The sequence below is a fragment of the Absiella sp. AM29-15 genome, assembly GCF_003434225.1.
Taxonomy (GTDB): Bacteria; Bacillota_I; Bacilli_A; order Erysipelotrichales; family Erysipelotrichaceae; genus Hoskinsella; species Hoskinsella hominis.
The window spans coordinates 132,801-155,420 of record NZ_QVFL01000008.1 but is presented as its reverse complement, the minus strand read 5'-3'; the positions used below and the strand labels follow the sequence as shown (position 1 = coordinate 155,420).

The window sequence follows — 22,620 nt, the reverse complement described above, 5'->3', positions numbered from 1 at the left end:
AATAGAAAGGACATCGGATTATGAAAATTGCTGTTTTTGATGTAGGTGGAACATACATCAAATATGCTTGCAGTGATGAACATGGAAATCTCACGCAAAAAGATAAACTAAAAACACCGCAAACGCATGAAGATTTTTATACTTGTATCAAACAGGTTGTGGATAAACTTGGAAAGGTAGAAGGATTAGCCTTCTCTTTACCTGGCTTTATTGATGCGAAGCAAGGGTATATATCGGTAGGAGGATCACTTCGTTATCATGATAACTGTCATTTTGTGAAAGATATGCAAGAACGCATGCATATACCTGTATCTATTCAAAATGATGCGAAATGTGCCGCACTGGCACAATTATGGAAAGGTGGAAAAGTTGATGAAAATGCAGTTGTACTGGTATTTGGTACCGGTGTAGGCGGAGCATTGATTCAGCATGGAAATATCTATAATGGCAGTCATTTTATGGCAATGGAACTGTCCTGTATCTTACAGGGAGATATCAAAACACATGGTTTAAAAGCGACACTGGGCAATCGTTTCAGCATTCCTAATCTTATGGATAGAATCGCAGATAAACTACAATTAGAACATATCGAAGGTGAAGAAGCCTTTACACGATTACGTGAAGGAAATCAGCTTGTGAAAGAAGAAATGATGGCTTATTATCAAATGCTTGCGTTACAGTTGTTTAACTTCCAATGTTGTTTTGATCCTGATGTGTTCTATATCGGTGGTGGTATCTCTGCACAGCCAGAATTTGTGCCATCTATTCAATATGCAGTGGATGAATTATTAAAACGTATTCCCTTTGCTTTACCTCAGATTCAGGTAAAACAAATGTGCCATCAGGCAGACGCTAATCTAATTGGCGCAGTTTATCAATATATAAACTATCATGAATCATAAATAGTGAATCAAATCTAAAATAATATAGGAAAGGATGATGCGAATCATTCTTTTTCTTTTAGAAATCAAACTTTTAAAAAAGCAATATTTCTAATGTATATTATATAGAAAACATGATACAATGAAGAAAACTAAAGAAAAGGGGTAACAAGATATGAAACAATGGTGGCAAAAAGAAGTGGTATATCAAATATACCCAAAAAGTTTTTATGATAGTAATCATGATGGCATTGGCGATGTGAAAGGTATTATTCAAAAACTGGATTATCTAAAGGAATTAGGTGTGACAATGCTTTGGATATGTCCAATTTATGCATCACCTATGGATGATAATGGATATGATATATCTGATTATTATGCGATTCATCCTCAGTTTGGGACAATGGAGGATGTAGATGAACTGATTCAAAAAGCAAAGGCTATGGGTATCAAAATCATTATGGATTTGGTTGTTAATCATACCAGTGATGAACATCAATGGTTTCAGGAGGCATTAAAGAATCCAGACAGCCCATATCGTGATTTCTACATATTTAAAGAAGGAAAAGATGGTCATGCGCCAACAAACTGGCGTAGTATCTTTGGTGGCAGTGTATGGGAGAGGGTGCCTAATGAAGATAACATGTATTATTTCCATGCATTTCAGAAAAAACAACCAGATTTAAACTGGGAAAATCCAAAGATGCGTCAGGCAATATATGATATGATCAACTGGTGGCTGGATAAAGGGATTGCTGGGTTTCGTGTAGATGCGATTAATTTTATTAAGAAGAATCAGGCATATCCAGATGGTAAAGTGGACGGTGCAGATGGATTATGCAGCTGTATTGATTATAGTCGTAATCAGGAAGGTATTGAGGTTTTCTTTCAGGAGCTACGCAAGAATACCTTTGATCAACATGAATGTATGAGCGTTGCGGAGGCATGTGGTGTACCATATCGACAATTAGCACCATTTATTGATGAAAAAGATGGCTGTTTCTCTATGATGTTTGATTTTAATTATTGTGATTTTGATATTGGAGAGCATGAAGAATGGTTTATCCGCAAGGCATGGACACCAAAGGAATATCGGGATATGTTATTTCTAAGCCAACAGGAAGTGAATGCTTTGGGATGGGTCGCAAGCTTTTTAGAGAACCATGATCAGCCAAGAAGTGTAAATAAGTTAATACCAGTGGATGAAGAACGAAATTACTTTAGTAAGACAATGCTTGCGGCTATGTATTTCTTCTTACGTGGTGTACCATTTATCTATCAGGGACAGGAAATCGGTATGGAAAATGCTTGTCGCCACAGTATAGAAGAATTTGATGATTGCAGCAGTATCAATCAATATCACAGAGCATTAGAAGAAGGTTTTACTGAAAAAGAAGCCCTTCATTTTGTGAATATGCGAAGCAGAGATAATGCAAGAACACCAATGCAGTGGAATGATACAACATATGCAGGATTTAGTGATACAGCACCATGGCTTGCGTTAAATGATAACTATCATATGATTAATGTGGAAAAAGACAGACAAGATGTGCATAGCATTTTTAAGTTCTATCAGGCGATGATTCGACTACGTCAAAATAGTGAATATAGTGATATATTGACATATGGTGATTTTAAAGGAATGAAGTACCAGGATGAAATACTAGCTTATCAAAGAAGTTATGAAGGACATGTTGTAGAGGTTATTTGTAACTATTCAAATACATCGCAAAGTGTGAAGTTGAATGGAGATATTCAGGTGTTATTAAGCAATGATGACAAGATTGATGAAGGGTTGCATTTACGTCCTTATGGATGTGTGGTTGTATCCATCAAATAGAAAACGAGGTGTGAAGGCATGAATCTGGCAAATCAGATTTTAACGGAAGTAAAAAAGGCAGTTGTGGGAAAAGATGAAGTATTAGAGAAAATATTAATGGTGATTTTATCCAAAGGGCATATTCTGCTGGAGGATATCCCAGGTGTTGGCAAGACGACCATTGCGGTAGCATTCAGTAAGGCAATGTCTTTGGAAACAAGAAGAATTCAGTTTACTGTGGATGTTTTACCAAGTGATGTTGTGGGATTTACAAGTATTGATCATGAAACGGGAAAGCTGCGCTTACATCCTGGAGCGGTATTTTGTAATATCTTTCTAGCGGATGAAATCAATCGTACCAGCTCTAAAACACAGGCCGCCTTATTAGAAGTTATGGAAGAAGGCAATATCACAGTAGATGGATATACGCAAAAGGCGAAAGATCCTTTTTGTGTCATTGCGACACAGAATCCTTTTGGTTCTGCGGGAACACAGCTGTTGCCAGAAAGTCAGCTGGATCGTTTTATGATACGTTTAAGTATTGGATATCCCAGCCTTGCGGATGAAAAGGATATATTAAAAAGAAAAAGTGAAAGAGATCCAATGCTGGAGGTACATGCGGCAGCAAGTCGTGAAGATATCATCCAAATGAGCAAAGAGGTAGAACAAGTTTATGTGCATGAAGATATATTAGATTACATTGTTGCGCTGATTGATGCGACAAGACATCATACTTCCATTTTACAAGGTGCCAGTCCCCGTGCAAGTATTTCCTTAATGCAGTTATCAAAGGCCAATGCCTACCTGCATGATCGGGATTATGTTGTGCCAAAGGATGTACAGGATATTTTCTTTGATGTGATTGGACATCGTGTGATCATGGGCACGAGTGCTTCAGAAACCAAAGATGTATTGATGGGAATTCTACATGAAACGAAAATCAAAAAATCGAAATAAAAACGGACTGGCATTTGCCAGAATCCGTTGGCTGTTTCTGTGGCTGGCAGCTTTTGTATTCTACTTTTTCTATCAAAGTTATTTAACCTTATATCTGTTTGTGATTGTAACATGTCTGCCAATCTTGTCACTTCTTTTAATGTTGTATAATTCATCTCGTCTTTATTTGGATTTATCATTTACAAAGCAGGAAATCACACAGAATATGCGTAGTGAATTTATTATGAAAATACAATCAGAGAATACACCTTTTGGTATATTGAAAGTAGATTATCAAATTGAAAACATATTCTATGAAAGTAAAAAGGTATATACAAACAGCTTGTTATGTACATCAAAACAAAAAGTGAAAAAAGCAATTACATTACCATATTGCGGTTGTTATAGTGCAAACATTACGCAGGTTACATTATTTGACATTTTGGGTTTATGGAAGAAGAAATGTAAGTGTGAGGGAAACCGTAAGCTATATGTATTACCCGTTTATAAAGAAGATACTTCACTGATGAAAACGATAAGTGATGGTCTTGAAAAAGAAACAGAAACATGGAAAAAAACTGGACTCATGTCAAATGACAGTTATGAAATACGGGATTATCAGGAAGGTGATTCTTTAAAATATCTACATCATAAAATGAGTTATAAACTGGATAAACCAATGGTACGTCAGTTTGCGTCTTTACAACAGGCGCATATGTTGATGATTTTGGATTTACAAGGCGATATTGATACTGTTGAACAGACATTGCAGACCTTTTATTCTATCGCAAAAACAATGCTTAAGCAGGGGGTAATCATCAAATGTGGATATATGGCAAAACAACATGCCACGATTCAGGAAATCATGACCCCCTTGATGCTGCAACAGGTGATGAAGGAAATTCTTTCTTATCCTAGATCTCAGGAAAAAGGAAACTGGCATACGCAGGAAGATGTTGTTTATCAGATTCATGGTGTGGATTGTCAGAAAATAGAAGATAAGGGGGTTGCTTATGAATAAGAAAAACGTACCTTATGATATGCTGCTGATTCTGTTTGGCATTATTTCTATTTTATTATGTTATGCCTTTGCTTTTCCACTTACGATAGATATTATATTTCTATTTGTTGGCGTGATGGTTGTATTTCTATTATTGTCGTGGATCATCAAAAGTGGCAATAAGAAAGCATTTTATGCCTTTTTGATATTGTTTATTGTGTTTCTGGTAATTACCCGTGATTCGCTGGTCATTGGTTTTCAAAATTTATATAACCAGATGACAGAGGTTTATTCTACTTATGATAACTATTATTTTCAGAAATATAATTTAGATAGATATACCAATTATCAAATGAGTACACAGTGGTGTATATTATCTGTGTTTACCATTTATATTCTTGCAGCATGTATCACCATCTTTGAACACAAAGGATATTTATTGAATTTTTTATTAAGTTTTGTATTATTCATACCTACGATTATGTATCATATACCCCAGAATTTTATTATTGATGCTCTGATCTTTATCTATTGGATTCTGCTTTTCTTTCATCATACGATGCAGAAAAAAGGTGTACAGATACAGCTGAATCAAACATTTATCGTGCGATTGATGATTGTATTACTGTTATTTGTATTTAGTTTTCAATTGGTATATCCACAATCAAAATTCGTGAAAAATGCTGCAATTGAACAGGCAAGACTGGATTTAGAAACCAAATATCGCCAGAAGATTCAAAAAGCATTTAGTGATAAAACAGGGGAAGTTAATTTGAATAACGCCAAAGATCGTTACTATTTTGATACCTTGCAAATGAATCTGTACAGTGAACAGCCGGATGATTATTATATCAAGACCTTTAGTGGTTCTGTTTATGAAGATAATACATGGAAGCTGTTAGAGGAAAGCAGTTATCACGAACGTAATTTAAATTGGCTGGATGTCTTTACATGGTATACAAGAATTCATCAACTTAACCCATCTATGCACAGCAATGAAATATATACATTGAAGATTGAAGATAAACGTGAAGCTAATGATTATGCCCCAATACCATACAATACAGCAGTATTACCAGCTGGCTTTTCTAACCAGTATGATGCTTATGGAATTGGTAAAAAAGATAGTTATATATATGATGTCTGGAATTCATATGAAGCATCTTCATATATTGATATTCCAATGGATTATGTGGCATTTGTGAATGCTGAATATTTACAGGTGCCACCAAATGTAACACGATTCTTTCAGAAAAAAAGTATATATATTAATCTTGAAGGTAATGATGTAAATGAAATCGTGGAGCATGTAAAAGATTATTTATCACACAATACCTCTTATACATTAAAGCCTGGGGCAACACCAACGGATGAAGATTTTGTGACATACTTTTTAGGAACCAATAAAAAGGGATATTGCGTACATTATGCCAGTTCTGCGACTTTGATGCTTCGCTATATGGGAATACCAGCACGTTATGTGGAAGGATTCCATGTGGATAAAACAAAGTTTGATGAAGAAAACGAAGCAGCCATCACAGATCGTGAAGCACATGCATGGGTAGAAATTTTTGACATAAACAAAGGCTGGATACCTGTTGAAGTAACACCTGCTAGTAGCCAGACTTCTACCACAACACAAAAAACAGAGGGCAATGAACAAAATAAGCCACAGAATACACAAAAACAAGAAACACCCAAAGAACAGACGAAGCAGGAAGAGCCTGTAAAAGAAAAAACTGATATGGAAAAAACAAAAGCAATTCATATGAACTGGAATGTGATCTTGTTTGGCTTTAGTACAATTGTTTTGGCAATCCTGATCTTATTGATTCATAAAATACGCTATCACAGATGGATGAAGGCGATGACACAGCGTAATTATAAAGCAGCAGTAAAAGCCTGTGATACATATTATCAAAAATGGATACCATATGGTATGCATATCTCATCCAGAAGTAAAGATATCATTGATAAAGCTAGATATTCTCAACATGATTTAACACAAAAAGAATATCAGGTTGTGTATTCTGAGATGATGAATGGTGTATACAGAATCTATAAATCTTTGAAGTTTTATCAAAAACTTTATTTGATTTTTATTCTTGGTATAAAGTAAAAAAATACAAAGAGTATCCCAATTGAGTTGGGATACTCTTTTAATAAACGATTTCTTCTTTTAAATACTTTTTCAACATATCAATGCATTTCCTTAATTTATTCTCAATTCTAATATTTACAGGATGCAATTGAGCATATGTAATATTACATTCTTTATCAATTATCAGATAAAACGTCGCAAGCCATTCATCATCAATCTTCATGATGACGCTTAATTGATAATGCTTATCCATACATTCTATGCTCACAATCTTTGCGTCAAATAAAAACAAAACAACATCATTAATCTTATCTTTGTTTAGCAACGATGACTTCAGCTTCATAATCTCATCTCTCTTCTGTATTGGACAAGCTTAATCTTAAAAATAAGTGTTTTATGATGGAATTTTAAATAGATATGAAGCAGGATATTAAATCTTTTTATTTTGTTTCATAAATAGTTGAAAAAATCTAATACTATTATAGAGCAATGCACTTCAAAATACAATAAAAATCGGAATATTTTATTCCGTTTTACAGTCTGAAAAGAAGGCCTCTTTTATAATGGTTTTATAGGTGGTGAGCGTGTGAGGTTAGATAGGTTAAGAGAATTACGCCAAGATAGAGATATGAGTTGTGCTAAACTTGCACGAGAGTTGGATATTTCAGAAAGAGTATTACGATATTATGAAAATGGAGATCATACAATGCCATTAGAGATTTTGATTAAAATCGCTGATTATTTTCAAGTATCCACAGATTATCTACTTGGCAGAACAAAAAATAAACGTGTATATAAACATGAACCAATGGACCATGATCGATATCTTTCTGAATGATTTTCATCATAAGACATTGATTCATCTTAAAATAAGAGCCTGCCCAAAATTATGGACAGACTCATTTTCTTATTGTAGTTTTGATTGTGCTTTTGCTTCAAATTTTTCTTTTACAACCACAAAACGATCGTGACTTGCTTTACCAATTATATCTTTCTCATCCTTTGCGATAATTGAAAAACTTACTTTTTTACGATCTACTGCAGTTATTTCTGCAGTAACACTGACCTTCATACCTGCAGGTGTTGCGGCATCATGTGTCGTATTCATCATCACACCCACACTTGTTTCACCTTCATCTAAAAATGGATTTAAACATTCACAAGCGGTATTTTCCATTAATGCTATCATCATAGGTGTGGCATAAACGTTCACAATGCCACTGCCAACATGGCATGCTAATAAATCATCTGTGACAGTTATTTCCTTTGTAAGAACACTCCCGATTTTTATCTCTTTCATAAACTACCTCCATAAGTCTGTTTCATTATATCATAGGAAAAGTTTCGATGTATATGGTGAGAAAAAGAAATTTTAGAAAATAAGATATAGAACAACCCAGCATGTGCATACTATAAGAGAATGGAGGTAATAGATATGTTTTTATATAATGAAAAGCTGCCGATTGATGTGAGAATTGATCGACCTGATCCACAAAGTTATTTTCTGTTAGATTCAACCTTACATGGTACTCATGCGGGATTGACGCAAGCTATGGTATATGTACGACAGGCATTTATGATTCATAATGAAACGTTTTCTAAGATATTGATGCGACTTGCGGCGAAACAGATTACAGATATGGAAATACTTGCTAAACTCATTCATTTAGAACATGGAGAAGATGATCGCTATTATGATGAATCTAATGATGATACACCAGTTTTTGAATATATTATGAGTGATGAGCGAAAAGCAGAAATCATGAAGGAGCATGAAGTTGAGCATCATGTGAATAATGATTTAACAGCAGCGATGATGCGTGATTTAGAATTTGAAAATATGCGAAAAGAGCTGTATGAAGAATTAGATAAAAAACTAAATGATGAAGGCGCAAAAAAAGTATTCGCTCATTTGATTGATAGTACGATGAAATCAATTGATATTTTAAAAAATACGTTAAATATCTTAACAACCCATACAGAATTGAAAGAGTTTGGTGAAGGCGATACCCATGAATCATGGGATTTAGATACCGGAAATTATTTCGATAAACCCAATCCTTATTTCTTATCCCCTGATAAAAAATAAATGGTCCATGGTGACTGTTTATTTTTTTTGTATTATTACCTGGGAAATATTATATATATCAGAAAGTAATTCATGTATAATAGAGTCATGAGAAAGAAAGTCACAAAAGAAAATTATCGATATATGCAAAGAAAAGGTCGGCAGAATTTAAAAGTGCTGCTGATTCTCTTTTATATGTTCTTATTATGTTATAGTGTAATCAATTATTTTATGGTAAAAATGTTATTTGTGCCAAAAGAAAAGGACGCAATGCTGATATTTATGGTGAAAACAATCAGTATGCTTCTCATATGGGGTATTATCATTCGCATGCTTTGGCGCTTTCGTAAGGTTGGAAGGACACTGTTTGCGGCATTTACTATCATTTCTTTATATACACTGGTCGATATGTTACAGGTATTAGAATATCCAATCGTTGATAAAACAGATAATATATTGCGATACTTATTTGCTATATTGCTTGTGTTGAAAACCATTTTAACGTGCAGCTGTATGTTAAAAATGCGCACAGACCCTACAATGCGCTGTATCTGGAGCAGATATATCATCTATGAAGATGCCTTGGATGAAGATGAACAACTACCTAATGATGATGAGGATGAAAATCCTATGCAGGGAATACCATTTCAAAATGATGAAGCGATCCCGTTGATATTACGACTGCCACAGAGAAGCCCTTTGATCATAAGAGCGAAAAAGCGTATACGTATCAATGCATTCCTGCTTGTGATGTTATGCTTTGGTGGATTTCTGTTTTGTTATTTGTTTCTATATCTGATGCATTTAAATAATCGTCATGATGCTGGTATTCCATATATTCAGCGTATGTTGATGCTGTCTACCTTGTATTCTATTTTGATCTGGATGTTTCCTATGGTAACCATGTTTTTCTATCATCGTATCACAAAGCCTTTACTATTTATCGCATGGCTGTGTGAGTTGGTACGTCAGGTGGCAATGCTGCCAGAAATTATTCAGACATGTATATCACAAAAATATTCTATGTTATGTATTGCTTTATTATTGATTATGGAAGCTGCACGATATCTTTGTTTCTATCGCTTAACCATGCGTTTATTAAAAGATCCCTTCATTCATGCCTATTGGTCTGGGCGCTTTAAAACAAAGGAACCATATGAATAAGAAAAACGATTTCATTATGGATGATTGTGTAAGATAATGCTATACTGATAGTAGTAAACAGGAGGATTTTTATAATGAAAATGAATAAATATATTGATCATACATTGTTGAAGGCAGATGCGACGTATGACAAAATAAAAGTGCTTTGTGAAGAAGCAAAAGAGTATGATTTCGCAAGTGTTTGTGTGAATGGATATTGGGTATCAGCCTGTAAGGAATTATTGGCAGGAAGTGATGTTATGGTATGCACTGTCATTGGTTTTCCATTAGGTGCAATGAGCAGCGATGCGAAAGCATTTGAAACAAGAGATGCCATCAATCATGGTGCCAATGAAGTCGATATGGTATTAAATATTGGCGAGATGAAAGCTGGACACTATGATGTTGTACTTGAAGATATAAAAGCGGTTGTAGAAGCGGCGCAGGGACATACAGTAAAGGTGATCTTAGAGAACTGTTTGTTAAGCAAAGAAGAAATCGTAAAGGCATGTAAGCTTTGTGTAGAAGCTGGCGCAGCATTTGTGAAAACCTCCACTGGTTTTTCTACAAGTGGTGCGACTGTAGAAGATGTACGATTAATGAAAGATACAGTAAAAGATGCATGCAAAGTCAAAGCAGCTGGTGGTGTGCGTACATTTGAAGATATGGAAAAAATGATTGAAGCAGGAGCCGATCGTATTGGCACGAGTGCTGGAGTAACACTAATGCAAAGAAAAACAAGTGAAGGCGGATACTAAGGTCAGAAATGACCTTTTTCAATTAGAGGAAACAAATATGGAAAAAAGAGAAGAAGCATTTGATGCAAAACAGATTTATGAGCATTTAAAACAGGCAAGTGTACGCCCTATCATACGCTTTGAAGTTGAAAAGAAAAATGAGATAAGTCCATTTGATATGAAGATTGGTGGTGCATATTATCTTCCAGAAGGTGAGAAGCCACCAGTGAATATAGAAACAGGAAAAGAATTGTATCTATTGGCACAATTAGATTTTTCTAAAATACCGCATATACAGGACTTTCCGCAGAAAGGTATTCTTCAAATATTTATTGCTGGGGATAATGATATGGCAGGTATGAATTGTGATGATCCATTTGATCAAACGACATGGTGTATACGATATTATGAAAATGTGGAACATCCGGATATCCTGAAAGATGTACATCACACCAATTGCGATGATTCAGATATATCACTGCCTTTTTCACCTTCTAATACCTATGCACTAACGCCTTATCTGGATGAACAGGTGATTAGTTTGAGTGATTATCGTTTTAATGATGTTTTAAAAGAAAGCTGTAAAGATATCTTGCCTGAAGATGTCACAAGATATTATGATTTAGATGATGACACTTTGGACCAGCTGTATGATATGTTAGAAACCTGCAATTGTCAGATGGGTGGATATCCTTATTTTACACAATATGATCATCGTGCAGGTATGCCGGAATATGATGTTTTGTTATTTCAATTAGATAGTATAGAAGACATCATGTGGGGAGATTGTGGAGTAGCAAAATTCTTTATGACATGGGAAGCTTTAAGGAAATGTGATTTTTCAGAAGTGATGTATCAGTGGGACTGTTGTTAAGGTACTTTACTTTTATATTGAAATCTGATAAAATTCATTCAAAATGAAAAAAGGAGAGATGATTTATGGATGACCCCCAAGGTTCATCGATCATGGTACAATTATTACTTATCGTTATATTGACGATGATTAACGCATACTTTGCCGCAAGTGAAATGGCAATCGTATCCGTTAGTAAAACAAAGATTCACCGTTTGGTGGAGGAAGGCAATAAGAAAGCGGAGCTGGTAGAAAAACTTCTACAAGAACCAACTGCCTTTTTGTCTACTATTCAGGTGGCAATCACATTAGCAGGTTTCTTTAACTCTGCCAGTGCTGCGACAGGAATTTCCCTTCGCTTTGCGACGGTTTTAAAGCAATGGCAAGTGCCATATGGAGAAACAATCGCAATCGTTGTGATTACTATTTTATTATCCTTTGTGACTTTGATTTTTGGTGAATTGGTACCAAAGCGTATCGCCCTTCAAAATGCAGAGAAATTCTCAATGATGTGTGCGAAGCCAATTGTTGTGGTATCAAAAATCGCATCACCATTTATTAAAATATTGTCATGGTCCACAAAGTTTGTCTTGCGCTTATTTGGTATGCATGATGAAAATGTAGAAGAATCTTTATCACGTGAAGAAATTCGTTCCATGGTAGAAAGTGGACAGGAAAATGGTGTGTTTAATGAAACAGAAACAGAGATGATCAACAGTATCTTTGAATTTGATGATATTCAGGCAGAAGATGTCATGACACCGAGAACAGAGGTTTTTTGTATTGATATCAATGACCCATTAGATTCTTATTTAGATGATTTAATGGAAATGCATTATACACGTATTCCTGTTTATGAAGATACGGTAGATGATATTATTGGTATTCTACATATTAAAGATTTCCTAATAGAAGCACATAAATATCATTATGATTATACAAAAGTGGATATCCGAAAGATTTTAAGAAAACCATATTTTGTATTAGAAACGAAAAATATAGATGAACTGTTTAAAGAAATGCAGAAGAAACGCCAGCATTTAGCAATTCTGGTGGATGAATATGGTGGCTTTTCTGGTATTGCCACAATTGAAGATCTAGTTGAAGAAATCATGGGTGATATCGAGGATGAATATGATGAAATCGAAGAACCCCAGTTAAAGAAACTGGATGAACATACGTATCTGATTGACGGCTTCATGAATGTAGATGATTTAAATGAAGAATTATCTTTAGATTTGGAAAGTGAAGATCATGATACCATTTCAGGCTTCCTGTTGGATTTATTAGGAAAAATTCTGGAAGATGGTTCAAAAACAAGCGTGGATTATAAGAATCTTCATTTTGATATATTAGAAGTAGAAGATAAACATATTGAGAAAATACGATTAATCATTCAACCAGAAGAAAAAACGGAAGAATAACTCTTTTAAGGGTTATTCTTTTTTTGTGAAGAAAAAGTAACTTGCAAATTTTAAATTATGTGATATCCTTAAAAAAAAGGAGGTTATTATGAATCATAAATCTGATGTTGAAGCGTGGGCGACAGCACTGATATTAAAACGTTTGCGTAGCGCAAAGGGTTTAAAACAATATCAATTTGCGGATGAAATACAGATGAGCTTACACAAATACAATCGTATAGAAAACGCAAGAGGAAAGCTGTCACAAGAAGATTTAGAAAAGATTGCAGAGTATTACCAGATGAGTGTAGAGGATTTATTTCTGAAAATTCATAAAGAAATAAAAATCTTGCAAGGTGAAGAAAAAGAATACTTCGCTAAAGAGAAAATAAACTATTTGAAGATCAGAGATGAAAGATATCAAAACAAATGATTTTTTTTGACCATGAAGTTTAGTGTTACGAAAACTATATACAAAAATGTATATTATCACTAAAATCGTATATCTAAAATTTTCTGATAACTCTATAATTTTATCATGAGGTAAAATATGGAAAATTTTGGAGAGTTAATACGTCAAAGATTAAAAGAGCTGAATATGACACAATCGAAGTTAGCTTATAAGCTTGGCGTTAGTAAAAGTCAGATATCGCATTATATCAGTGGGCATAATGAAGTGCCTTTTCAAAATGTCGCAAAGATATGTAAAATATTAAATCTGAATTTAAATAAATTATATGGAATATACGATGGCAGTATGAATGATGATGAAATGCGTATGGTTGAACTGATGAGATATCTAAACGAAGCAAACAGACAAGAGCTTGCTGACTACATGAATTATTTACTTTATAAACAAAGAGAGAAAAATGATTTCCATCAAAATAAGAAATGATTTTTCACTCTTTTTTGATGTATTGGTAAAGTATAAATTTACTTTTATTTTTCTTAGTAACTTATCAAGTTATGTATATATCTTAATCTTTTGGTACATCCTATAATAAAATTGAGGTAGATTAGAATATGAATACAAAAGATTTTGGTAAGCTGATAAGAAAAAAATTAAAAGAAAAAAACATGACACAGGCGAAGCTTGCTGAGAAATTAAATGTCAGTAAAATGCAAGTATCACATTATTTAAATGGGCAAAATGATATCCCTTACCAGAATATGGTGAAAATATGTTCTATATTGAATCTTAATCTGAATGCGTTTTATGGCATATATGACGCAAAGGTTTCTAATCAGGAAATGATGTTGATTGAATTATGCAGAAATCTTAGTGCGGAGGAAATGAATGAAGTGATTTCATTTGCGACATACTTGGCATACAGGCGTAAGAAAACATAATGTTTTTCTTTTCATGTTTCTTCAGAAATCATTTATATGAGAGATATTGATACATTGTCACATTGTCTAGAATTATACAAAAAAACCATTGAAATATTTCAATGGTTTTGTTTTTCAATGGCGCCTTAAACAAGACTCGAACTTGTGACCTGCCGGTTAACAGCCGGATGCTCTACCTACTGAGCTATTAAGGCATCTTTCTGAATGCCTTTTTATAATATCATATCTTTTTCATTTTGACAATATCAAAAATGAATTTTCTTGAAAAATTTATTTGCAGCAGGATGGGATACGTTCTTTAGTATCTTCAAAATAATGAATCAGCTCGATTGCTTCTTCACAGCCTGTTTTATTGATGCGATAATGCATCCATTTTCCATCTTTTTTAGATTCAACGATTCCACTGTCAATCAAAATTTTCATATGATGGGATAAAGTAGACTGACTGATTTGCATTTTATCTAATAACTCACATGCACAATGTTCTCCCTCTTTTAATATTTCAAGAATTTCCACACGATTTTCATCACAGAAAGCCTTGAATATTAACGCAATTCTACGATTATTCATACAACATACTCCTTCCTTGCCCCTTTTTCTATTATAATCATAGAAGAGTAACGATTTTTTGTCAATCATAAAAAAATAATAACAAAATAAAACTTTCTTATGGAAGTCATGTGATAAACGATGGCGCAATAAAGATAAACATGATACAATACACATGCTCATTGAAAAATGATAAGGATAATGGTTCACAATTTAGTGATGAAAAAGGAAGCAGGTGAAAGACCTGCGCGGTCCCGCCGCCGTAATAGGGAGTCTTATTCAATTGTCACTGTATAACTTATGGGAAGACGAATTAAGATGTTGAACTAGAGCCGGAATACTTGCCATTATCTATATGGATGTGATTAACGAGAGATTAAGCACACCATGATTGAGAAAGATAAGAAACTCTTTTCATCATGGTAAAAGAGTTTTTTTATTCAGTATCCTTATCTTTTTCTTGTGTAAGAAAAGAGGAGAAAGAAAATGAAGAAATTAATGAGTATCGCATTTGCGGCAGCACTTGCCTTTGGAAGTTTATGTATGCCAGTAAATGCACAGGAAACAAATGTAGTGAATGAAGCAACAAGCAATCCGATTGATTGGATTGAAGGTAGTTTTACTTCTTTGCAAGACGGTAGTATTCCATTATATACAGGAGATGATGCATTTATCGCATTATCTCAGACAGCTTATGGAATGAATGAGGAACAGCTGCAGAAAAGTGAAGCAAAATTTATTCCTTTAACACAGAAAAAAATAGAAAATCCAAGAGCAACGGCTAATGATGTTGAAAAGATGATTATGCTGGTAGAAGCTTATGGATACGATGCATCCGCATATGAAATGAATGGTAAGATTGTGAATCTTTATGATATGTTATCTGAATTTGAATTATCCTTCACAAACGATTATGTATTTGCATTAGAAGCCTTACATAGTGGAAATTATTCACCTGCAAAGGACAGTAAACTGGATAAAGACCAGTTAATCAAGGATTTGATCGCATTAAGAAATCCAGCAGATCACGCATGGAATTATACTGGAGATTATACAGGGACTTGGGGATCTTCTGATACAGACACGACCACAATGGTATTAACGGCACTAGCGCCATATTATAACCTGCCAGAAAGTGAAACAGGTATTTCTAAGGAAACCAAGGATGCTGTAAAACAGGCAGTCGAAGAAGGCTTTACATATCTAAAAGATTTCCAAGAAGAAAATGGCGCGATGAAAAGTGTTTGGTCAAATGGCAATTCTAACACAACCGCAATGATGATTGTCACTATGGCAGCATATGGAAAAGATATGAATACAGAATTTGTGGTAAATGGTAATACATTGATAGATGGATTAATGAATTTTGCTTTGGAAGATAAAAAAGGTTTTGGTAGTACCGATAAGAATGATTTGGATGGTTATGGTACGGAGCAGGCTGTTCGTGCATTGATTGCTTATAAGAATGCGAAAGTAGGTGTGCCATATTATTTATATCAGGCTGGAGTAAAACTAAATGAAAATCGTTTTCAGGTAAATCAACCAACCGTTGATGAAACGATAAATGAAAAAGATGATGTGAATACACCAGATAAAGAATTACAAAATGGTAATAAACAGGAACCGGTTATCAAAGATACCAGTAAAGGTATGAACAGTTCTTTATTTGTATTGGCATTATGTGCAGGTGCCGGCCTGGTGCTTGTAAGAAAAAAAGCTTAAGAAAGAAGGTAAGGATATGTTGAGCGATAAAAAGAAAAAACGTTACATACAAGGAATATTATTAGGTGTGATAGCCCTCATATCCTTTTCTTTTCTGTTTATATATGCAAAGCAGGATGATAAAAAAACACCTGTTGGTATATCTTCCATAGAGAATAAATTATATCTGGAATCAAAGCATACGGATACAGAAAAGAAATCTTCAAAGGAAGATACAAAAAAGGAAAAGCAAGAAGAAGTAGCATCAGATAAACAAAGTAATAAAGTACCTGATAAACAGAACCCTTCAGAAGATAAAAAAGAAGAAAAGCCTAAACAGGAAACCTCTACACAGAAACCACAAACAAATAAAGGAGAAACACCAGTAAAACAGCCTGAAATTCAGACTGTGACCTTTTCTATTGATATGAAAAATATTTTAGATCATAAAGGTGAAGTAGATCCCCGTTTTCAAAATTTTATACCAGCAGATGGTGTGCTGGTTGCACCTGTAAGTGTAGAAATACAGGATGGTGATACTGTCTATGATCTTCTTTCCAGGGTATGTGAACAACAAGGCATCCCTTTAGATGCAAGCAATGGATATGTAAAATATATAAATAATATAGGAGAATTTGATGCAGGGAAAAGTTCTGGATGGCTGTATGCAGTGAATGGGACAGTTTGTACGATAAGCTGTGCACAGTACAAAGTAAAAGCCGGTGATGTGATAGAGTGGCGTTATACAGTCAAAGTGGGTGATATCTGATGCTTGAGCTGAAACGATATCATCCTTTTGTCATTACCCTATTTGTGTTTACACTAATTGCATGGGATACCATTATTTCACATCCCTTGATTCATATACTTTTGTTTATCATGAGCTGGATATACATACTGGAATTTCCAAATATGAAAGTAAAAAGTATCCTAAAACAAAATATATTTTTGATGATTCTGATGGCAGTCAGCAATCCGTTTTTTCAACATCGTGGTATTTATATCTTATGCTTTATCTGGAATACCCCAATAACGTGGGAATCTATTTTATATGGCCTTGATTTAGGAATTATGCTTGCAGGTATCATGAATTTATTTCGTATATATTCCCATATGATTTATACGGATCAGATTTTGTATATGATCACAAAGATTTCTTGCAATGCCGCAATCTTATGCTCCTTAAGTTTACGTCAATTATCCAGCATCAAAAAACAATATGAGGATATTCGTTATGCAAGAAGTCTGATGATAACGAAGCATAACTGGTTTTCATCTATTAGAGAAAACATTGCGGTTGTATCCATGCTCATTACCTGGTTAATGGAATCAGGTGTAGAAACATCTTTATCTATGCGATCACGTGGCTATGGAGAACGAAAACGCAGTATATATCAAAGATATCCCATAGAGAAAAGAGATCGATGGGTGTTACTTTTTAACGTTGTCTGTATCATTTTGAGTGTGATTGGAATACATGGCATATCTTTCTGGTGGTATCCAAGTTTTTATCAAGAATTATCCATTCTGCAGGCGGCTTTATTTTTTATCGCATGTATAGGTTTATGTGCATTACCATTATGCTTATTTCAAAAGGAGGTGCCGGCATGGGAAGATATCGAATCGATATAGATTCACTTTCTTATATCAACGCAAAACAGCCAGTATTGCATGATATCCATATCACATTACCCATTGACAGCTTTGTGGTGATTGCTGGTAAAAGCGGATGTGGAAAAACAACACTGTTGAGAATGTTGAAAAAACAGCTTCGCCCTAAAATGGATGTAAAAGGAACAATTATATGGGAAAATCAAACAAAGACTTTAATTGAAGAAATGAACGATTTAGAAAGTGCCGCATCCATTGGCTATGTATCCCAGCAGACAGATTTACAGCTTGTAAGTGATCAGGTCTGGCATGAGCTGGCATTTGGATTAGAGAATCTGGGTATGAAAAGTGAAGATATCCACCAACAGCTTGCGGAAGTTGTATCATTTCTAGGATTGGAGGATATTTATCATACTCCTATTTCGCATTTAAGCGGTGGACAGAAGCAAATTGTTCAGCTAGCGGCAGTACTGGCGATGAAACCAAAAGTAATTTTATTAGATGAACCAACCAGTCAGCTGGACCCTATCGCAAAACAGCGATTCTATGATCTTTTGATACGTATTCATAAAGAGTTTGATATTGGAATTATTATGGTAGAGCATCAGTTAGAAAGCCTATTGGATGTATGTGAACGTATAATCTATCTTGAGGAGGGTACGATTGCATATGATGGAAAACCAAATTATTTATGTAAAGGACATATCACTTATGATGCCTTATTACCTTATCCTGCACGTTATATACAGCAGATGTATCCCGAAGAAAAAGAAAATCCAGTGACAGAAAAACAAATGCGTCAAATGATAAAAACGGTAAATATAGCTTTACCAAAAATAAAAGAAGATACAAATACCGTATTACGATGTGAACATGTTTATCTGCGTTATCAAAAAGATAGTCCGGATGTATTGCGTGATTTTTCTGTTGAGGTAAAGGAGCATGAGATTTTATGTTTATTTGGAGGAAATGGCAGTGGGAAAACAACATTCCTAAAAATGTTAGGTAGCAAATATGCGAATAAATTTGGAAAAGTAGATATCAAAAAAAGATTATTATATCTTCCACAAGATCCCAGAATATTATTTGTGAAGGATAGCTTGAAGGAAGAATATGCAATGTTTTCTAATCGTGATACATGGATCAAATGCTTTGACTTGGAAAAGCTGTTACTTATGCATCCTTATGATCTATCAGGAGGAGAGCTACAGCGTGCAGCACTGGCTTTATTATTGATGCATTGTGATGATGAATGTATTTTATTGCTGGATGAGCCAAGCAAGGGCTTAGATATGTATTATCGAGAACAATTAGCGAAGATTTTAAAAACATTAACAGAAAAACATACAATCATTATGGTATCTCATGATGTAGAATTTGCGGCATTATGTGCAGATCGTTGTGGCTTCCTATTTGATGGCACCATCACAGCATTAAAGCCTGTTCGCTCATTTATGATGGATAATAACTTTTATACGACCTATTGGAGAAGATGTACACGTCATCTGACGCCTTGTGCAATCACATATGAGGATATGATATCATGACGCATGTGTGGAAAAGAAGAATAGGTTTTCTGGGATTGCTATGTACATTTATACTTTTTCTTTTATATGGGTTTGAGGAACATTTTTTATTCTATGCTAATCTTGGGGCAATTTGTATCTTGTTTTTATGCTGGAATCAATATGATAAAAGAAGTCCAAGATTAAGTGAACTTGTATTATGTGCATGTATGATCACAATGGCTGTCGCAGGACGTGTTTTATTTTTGTGGGCACCCGGCTTTAAACCACTTACTGGAATCGCCATTATCGCAGGAGCCTTATTAGGCGGTTGGAATGGATTTTTATGTGGCAGTTTATCTGCATTACTGTCGGATTTATTTTTCGGAATCGGTCCATGGACATTTTTTCAAATGCTTGCATGGGGGATCATTGGACTAGGTGCAGGATTCATACATAAATGTTTTAAAAAACGTACCATACGGATCGTTTACGCATTATTTTCTGGAGTATTCTTTAGTGTGTTTATGGATATTTATTCCACAATGGCCGCAGGAAGTTTTGAATTTCAACGCTACATCGCCTTATTGATAACATCATTGCCTTTTATGGTTATTTATATGATTTCAAATGTGTTATTTGTGGAAATATTGTATCCCATTATGCATAAGAAAATTGAAAGAATACGCTTGAAATATGATTTATAAATTTTTAGTTTTTATGTATGAACGAAGAGAAATCATCTAAGATAATAACATATACCGTAATTTTTTTACGGTATGCGTTGAACTTAAAGCAAATATATGAGACAATGAACGAAGAAGATGAGGTGATTTCTTATGTTGGCGCAATTTAAAGTTAAGAATTTTAAGAATTTTAAAACAGAAATAACAGTGGATTTAGAAAGAATAAAAAACTATGAGTTTAATACGGATTGCATAAGGAATGGATTAGTTAATAAAGCTTTGATATATGGGCCAAATGGTTCAGGTAAATCAAATTTAGGACTTGCAGTTTTTGATATTGTTCTACACTTAAGTGATAAAGAAAAAACGATAGCGAAATATATTCCTTATTTGAATTTAGAAAGCGGTATGGATTATGTAGAATTCTATTATAAGTTTAGATTTGATGATCACGATGTTGAATACAAATATCAAAAAAGAAATTATGATGATTTAAAATCTGAAGAAATGTTCATTGATGGGAAGCAAATTTTATCATACGATTATGACAAAGGAAGTGGAGATGTCTTATTACAAGGTACGGAAAATTTAAACAAGACATTGCCAGATTCCAAATTATCATTTGTGAAATATGTGAGTAAAAATAGTGTTTTGGCAAAGAATGTAGAAAATGAAGTATTTATGCGATTTATTCAATTTATTGATGGCATGCTGTTATTTTATAGCTTATCAGATCGCATGTACCAAGGATTTACTCTTGGATCTGAAAGTATATCAAAAGGTATTATTGAATCAGGACATTTAAAAGATTTTGAAAAATTTCTTTCTGAATCCGACATTGAAATGCATCTTATTGAAAAAGAAATCGATGGGGAAAAGAATATCTATGTAAAATATCCTCATGGGGAAGCAAGTTTTTTCAAAGTAGCCTCTACTGGAACAAGTACATTGGCTTTATTTTACTATTGGTATATCAAAATGGAGCAAACCTGTTTTGTGTTTATTGATGAATTTGATGCATTTTATCATTTTGAATTATCTGAAAAAGTAATTAATTCTTTAAAAGTTCTCACAAATACGCAAATAATTCTAACTACCCATAACACGGATTTAATGAATAACGACTTGATGCGCCCTGACTGCTATTTTGAAATTGAAAATGGTGAATGTAATTCATTAGCAAATCGTACGAATAAAGAATTAAGAAAAGCACATAATCTACAGAAAATGTATAAAGCGGGTGCATTTAGTGGAAAACGGTAAAATTGCTATTATCGTAGAAGGTGCAGTTAGGGAACCAATGATTTTTCGTAATATCAACAGGGAATTTTTTGCATTTACTGAAATGGAAATTGTGACTTTATCAGCAAATCAGAATATTTATATGCTATCACAAAGGTTGAAAAATGATGAATTTGATACGGATATTATCGAAGTTATACGTGAGTACGATGACCATATGAGAAAAAAATTAGAAGGTTATACAAGAAGGTCATTTCAAGAAATATATCTATTTTTTGATTTTGATGCGCATACGAATAATCTGAATAAACAGATAAATATGATGGAACAATTGGAAGAAATGATAGATATATTTGATAATGAAACAGAAAATGGCAAGTTATATATTAGTTATCCAATGATTGAAGCGTTAAGAGATATTCCTACTGATGAAATGGGTTGTTTTCAACGATGTGTATTCAAAAATGAAGAATGTAACTCTTATAAGAAAAAATCTTCATATAATATAAAGTTCACTCAATTTAACAAATATGATAAAAGAAGTTGGAATTCTATCATACGATATTATTTAACTAGGTTGAATTGTTTGTTCCCTGAGAAGAATGTTAAAATGATTGAAGAAGCAAAATCTTTATCAACACGTGATATTTTTGAACAACAGTTGGGGTTTTTTTTCAAAAAAGAACTGGTATTCATTCTAAGTGGTATTCCTCAATTTATACTAGATTATTTTGAAATCAGTTTTCTCAATGATTATATTTCAAATATTGATTAAGTCTTGTGATTGCTTTGTTATTTGAATGATGGGTATCCTTAACTGGATACCTTTTTATATATATAATTATTAATATGTTGCTATTAATATATAATAAAATAAGCTGATTTAATTATATATTATAAAATTACTAAAAGGTGCACAAACAATACTAAAAAGTGCAAAGACGAAATGATGGATGAAATAAATACTAATAAAGTAGAAAGAGAGCGCTTTCTTATCACAATATTAAAAAAGGATGTGATACAGCAATTATTTGA

Annotated in this window: 24 protein-coding genes, 1 tRNA gene and 1 riboswitch; of the genes, 21 read left to right on the top strand and 4 right to left on the bottom strand. The window is 33.8% G+C overall.

Translation table 11 applies throughout. The annotated features are described in order from the left end of the window. The first annotated feature begins 20 nt into the window (after positions 1–20). From DW761_RS10110 to DW761_RS10090, 5 genes are all read left to right on the top strand, one after another. A complete protein-coding gene (locus DW761_RS10110) occupies positions 21–902 on the top strand; it encodes an ROK family protein (RefSeq protein WP_117517967.1) in 882 nt (293 codons plus the stop codon). Positions 903–1,056: 154 nt separating this feature from the next. Beyond that, entirely contained in the window at positions 1,057–2,721 is a 1,665-nt protein-coding gene (locus tag DW761_RS10105) for an alpha-glucosidase (RefSeq protein WP_117517965.1), read from the top strand. A gap of 18 nt (positions 2,722–2,739) precedes the next feature. Continuing rightward, positions 2,740–3,657 (top strand): AAA family ATPase, encoded by a 918-nt coding sequence (locus tag DW761_RS10100; RefSeq protein ID WP_117455658.1) that lies wholly within the window; start codon positions 2,740–2,742, stop codon positions 3,655–3,657. Continuing rightward, positions 3,629–4,657 (top strand): DUF58 domain-containing protein, encoded by a 1,029-nt coding sequence (locus DW761_RS10095; RefSeq protein ID WP_117517963.1) that lies wholly within the window; start codon positions 3,629–3,631, stop codon positions 4,655–4,657. The genes DW761_RS10100 and DW761_RS10095 overlap by 29 nt, the downstream gene beginning before the upstream one ends. After that, positions 4,650–6,755: a transglutaminase-like domain-containing protein gene (locus tag DW761_RS10090; RefSeq protein WP_117517961.1), complete on the top strand. Its 2,106-nt coding sequence runs from the start codon at positions 4,650–4,652 to the stop codon at positions 6,753–6,755. Before DW761_RS10095 ends, DW761_RS10090 begins: the two co-directional genes overlap by 8 nt. A 40-nt stretch (positions 6,756–6,795) precedes the next feature. Here DW761_RS10090 and DW761_RS10085 read toward each other — a convergent pair whose 3' ends face one another. Then, positions 6,796–7,080 (bottom strand): hypothetical protein, encoded by a 285-nt coding sequence (locus DW761_RS10085; RefSeq protein WP_117517959.1) that lies wholly within the window; start codon positions 7,078–7,080, stop codon positions 6,796–6,798. A gap of 243 nt (positions 7,081–7,323) precedes the next feature. Between DW761_RS10085 and DW761_RS10080 the strand changes: the two genes are divergently transcribed. After that, positions 7,324–7,575 (top strand): helix-turn-helix domain-containing protein, encoded by a 252-nt coding sequence (locus DW761_RS10080; RefSeq protein WP_117455650.1) that lies wholly within the window; start codon positions 7,324–7,326, stop codon positions 7,573–7,575. A 69-nt stretch (positions 7,576–7,644) separates the two neighbouring features. Here the strand turns inward: DW761_RS10080 and DW761_RS10075 are convergent, their stop codons facing one another. Then, on the bottom strand, positions 7,645–8,037 hold the full coding sequence (locus DW761_RS10075; protein ID WP_117517957.1) for a thioesterase family protein: 393 nt from the start codon (positions 8,035–8,037) through the stop codon (positions 7,645–7,647). 135 nt (positions 8,038–8,172) lie between these two features. Between DW761_RS10075 and DW761_RS10070 the strand changes: the two genes are divergently transcribed. From DW761_RS10070 to DW761_RS10035, 8 genes are all read left to right on the top strand, one after another. Then, a complete protein-coding gene (locus tag DW761_RS10070) occupies positions 8,173–8,826 on the top strand; it encodes a manganese catalase family protein (RefSeq protein WP_117517955.1) in 654 nt (217 codons plus the stop codon). An 87-nt stretch (positions 8,827–8,913) separates the two neighbouring features. Continuing rightward, entirely contained in the window at positions 8,914–9,969 is a 1,056-nt protein-coding gene (locus DW761_RS10065) for a hypothetical protein (protein WP_233513078.1), read from the top strand. 74 nt (positions 9,970–10,043) lie between these two features. Further along, positions 10,044–10,706 (top strand): deoxyribose-phosphate aldolase, encoded by a 663-nt coding sequence (gene deoC, locus DW761_RS10060; protein ID WP_117517951.1) that lies wholly within the window; start codon positions 10,044–10,046, stop codon positions 10,704–10,706. 37 nt (positions 10,707–10,743) lie between these two features. Further along, positions 10,744–11,559, top strand: a complete 816-nt coding sequence (locus tag DW761_RS10055; RefSeq protein WP_117517949.1) for a YwqG family protein — start codon at positions 10,744–10,746, stop codon at positions 11,557–11,559. A gap of 65 nt (positions 11,560–11,624) precedes the next feature. After that, positions 11,625–12,962 carry a hemolysin family protein gene (locus DW761_RS10050; protein WP_117454849.1) on the top strand — a complete coding sequence of 446 codons (1,338 nt, stop codon included), beginning with the start codon at positions 11,625–11,627 and terminating at the stop codon, positions 12,960–12,962. A gap of 88 nt (positions 12,963–13,050) precedes the next feature. Further along, the gene (locus DW761_RS10045) at positions 13,051–13,374 is read left to right on the top strand and encodes a helix-turn-helix transcriptional regulator (protein WP_117454850.1); all 324 of its coding nucleotides are present in this window, start codon (positions 13,051–13,053) and stop codon (positions 13,372–13,374) included. A gap of 117 nt (positions 13,375–13,491) precedes the next feature. After that, positions 13,492–13,836, top strand: coding sequence for a helix-turn-helix domain-containing protein (locus DW761_RS10040; protein WP_117454851.1), 345 nt, complete (start codon positions 13,492–13,494; stop codon positions 13,834–13,836). 128 nt (positions 13,837–13,964) lie between these two features. Then, on the top strand, positions 13,965–14,291 hold the full coding sequence (locus DW761_RS10035) for a helix-turn-helix domain-containing protein (protein ID WP_117454852.1): 327 nt from the start codon (positions 13,965–13,967) through the stop codon (positions 14,289–14,291). Between the two features lie 118 nt (positions 14,292–14,409). On the opposite strand, the gene DW761_RS10030 is transcribed toward DW761_RS10035, so the two are convergent. Continuing rightward, positions 14,410–14,485 (bottom strand) — tRNA-Asn (locus DW761_RS10030). A gap of 76 nt (positions 14,486–14,561) precedes the next feature. Next, positions 14,562–14,861, bottom strand: coding sequence for an ArsR/SmtB family transcription factor (locus DW761_RS10025; RefSeq protein WP_117454853.1), 300 nt, complete (start codon positions 14,859–14,861; stop codon positions 14,562–14,564). 164 nt (positions 14,862–15,025) lie between these two features. After that, positions 15,026–15,204, top strand: a riboswitch (cobalamin riboswitch). Between the two features lie 122 nt (positions 15,205–15,326). Between DW761_RS10025 and DW761_RS10020 the strand changes: the two genes are divergently transcribed. The 7 genes from DW761_RS10020 (at position 15,327) to DW761_RS09990 (ending at position 22,360) form a co-directional block, all read left to right on the top strand. After that, complete coding sequence (locus DW761_RS10020; protein WP_117517947.1) at positions 15,327–16,562, top strand: hypothetical protein; 1,236 nt, start codon at positions 15,327–15,329, stop codon at positions 16,560–16,562. Positions 16,563–16,578: 16 nt separating this feature from the next. Continuing rightward, positions 16,579–17,310 carry a DUF4430 domain-containing protein gene (locus DW761_RS10015; protein WP_117517945.1) on the top strand — a complete coding sequence of 244 codons (732 nt, stop codon included), beginning with the start codon at positions 16,579–16,581 and terminating at the stop codon, positions 17,308–17,310. Positions 17,311–17,453: 143 nt separating this feature from the next. Then, positions 17,454–18,173 (top strand): energy-coupling factor transporter transmembrane component T, encoded by a 720-nt coding sequence (locus DW761_RS10010; protein ID WP_233513077.1) that lies wholly within the window; start codon positions 17,454–17,456, stop codon positions 18,171–18,173. Continuing rightward, a complete protein-coding gene (locus DW761_RS10005; protein WP_158553783.1) occupies positions 18,149–19,699 on the top strand; it encodes an ABC transporter ATP-binding protein in 1,551 nt (516 codons plus the stop codon). Before DW761_RS10010 ends, DW761_RS10005 begins: the two co-directional genes overlap by 25 nt. A 119-nt stretch (positions 19,700–19,818) precedes the next feature. After that, on the top strand, positions 19,819–20,364 hold the full coding sequence (locus tag DW761_RS10000) for an ECF transporter S component (protein WP_233513076.1): 546 nt from the start codon (positions 19,819–19,821) through the stop codon (positions 20,362–20,364). Between the two features lie 132 nt (positions 20,365–20,496). Continuing rightward, positions 20,497–21,606, top strand: a complete 1,110-nt coding sequence (locus DW761_RS09995) for an AAA family ATPase (RefSeq protein WP_117517937.1) — start codon at positions 20,497–20,499, stop codon at positions 21,604–21,606. Then, complete coding sequence (locus DW761_RS09990) at positions 21,593–22,360, top strand: hypothetical protein (protein WP_117517935.1); 768 nt, start codon at positions 21,593–21,595, stop codon at positions 22,358–22,360. Before DW761_RS09995 ends, DW761_RS09990 begins: the two co-directional genes overlap by 14 nt. Positions 22,361–22,620: the final 260 nt, after the last annotated feature.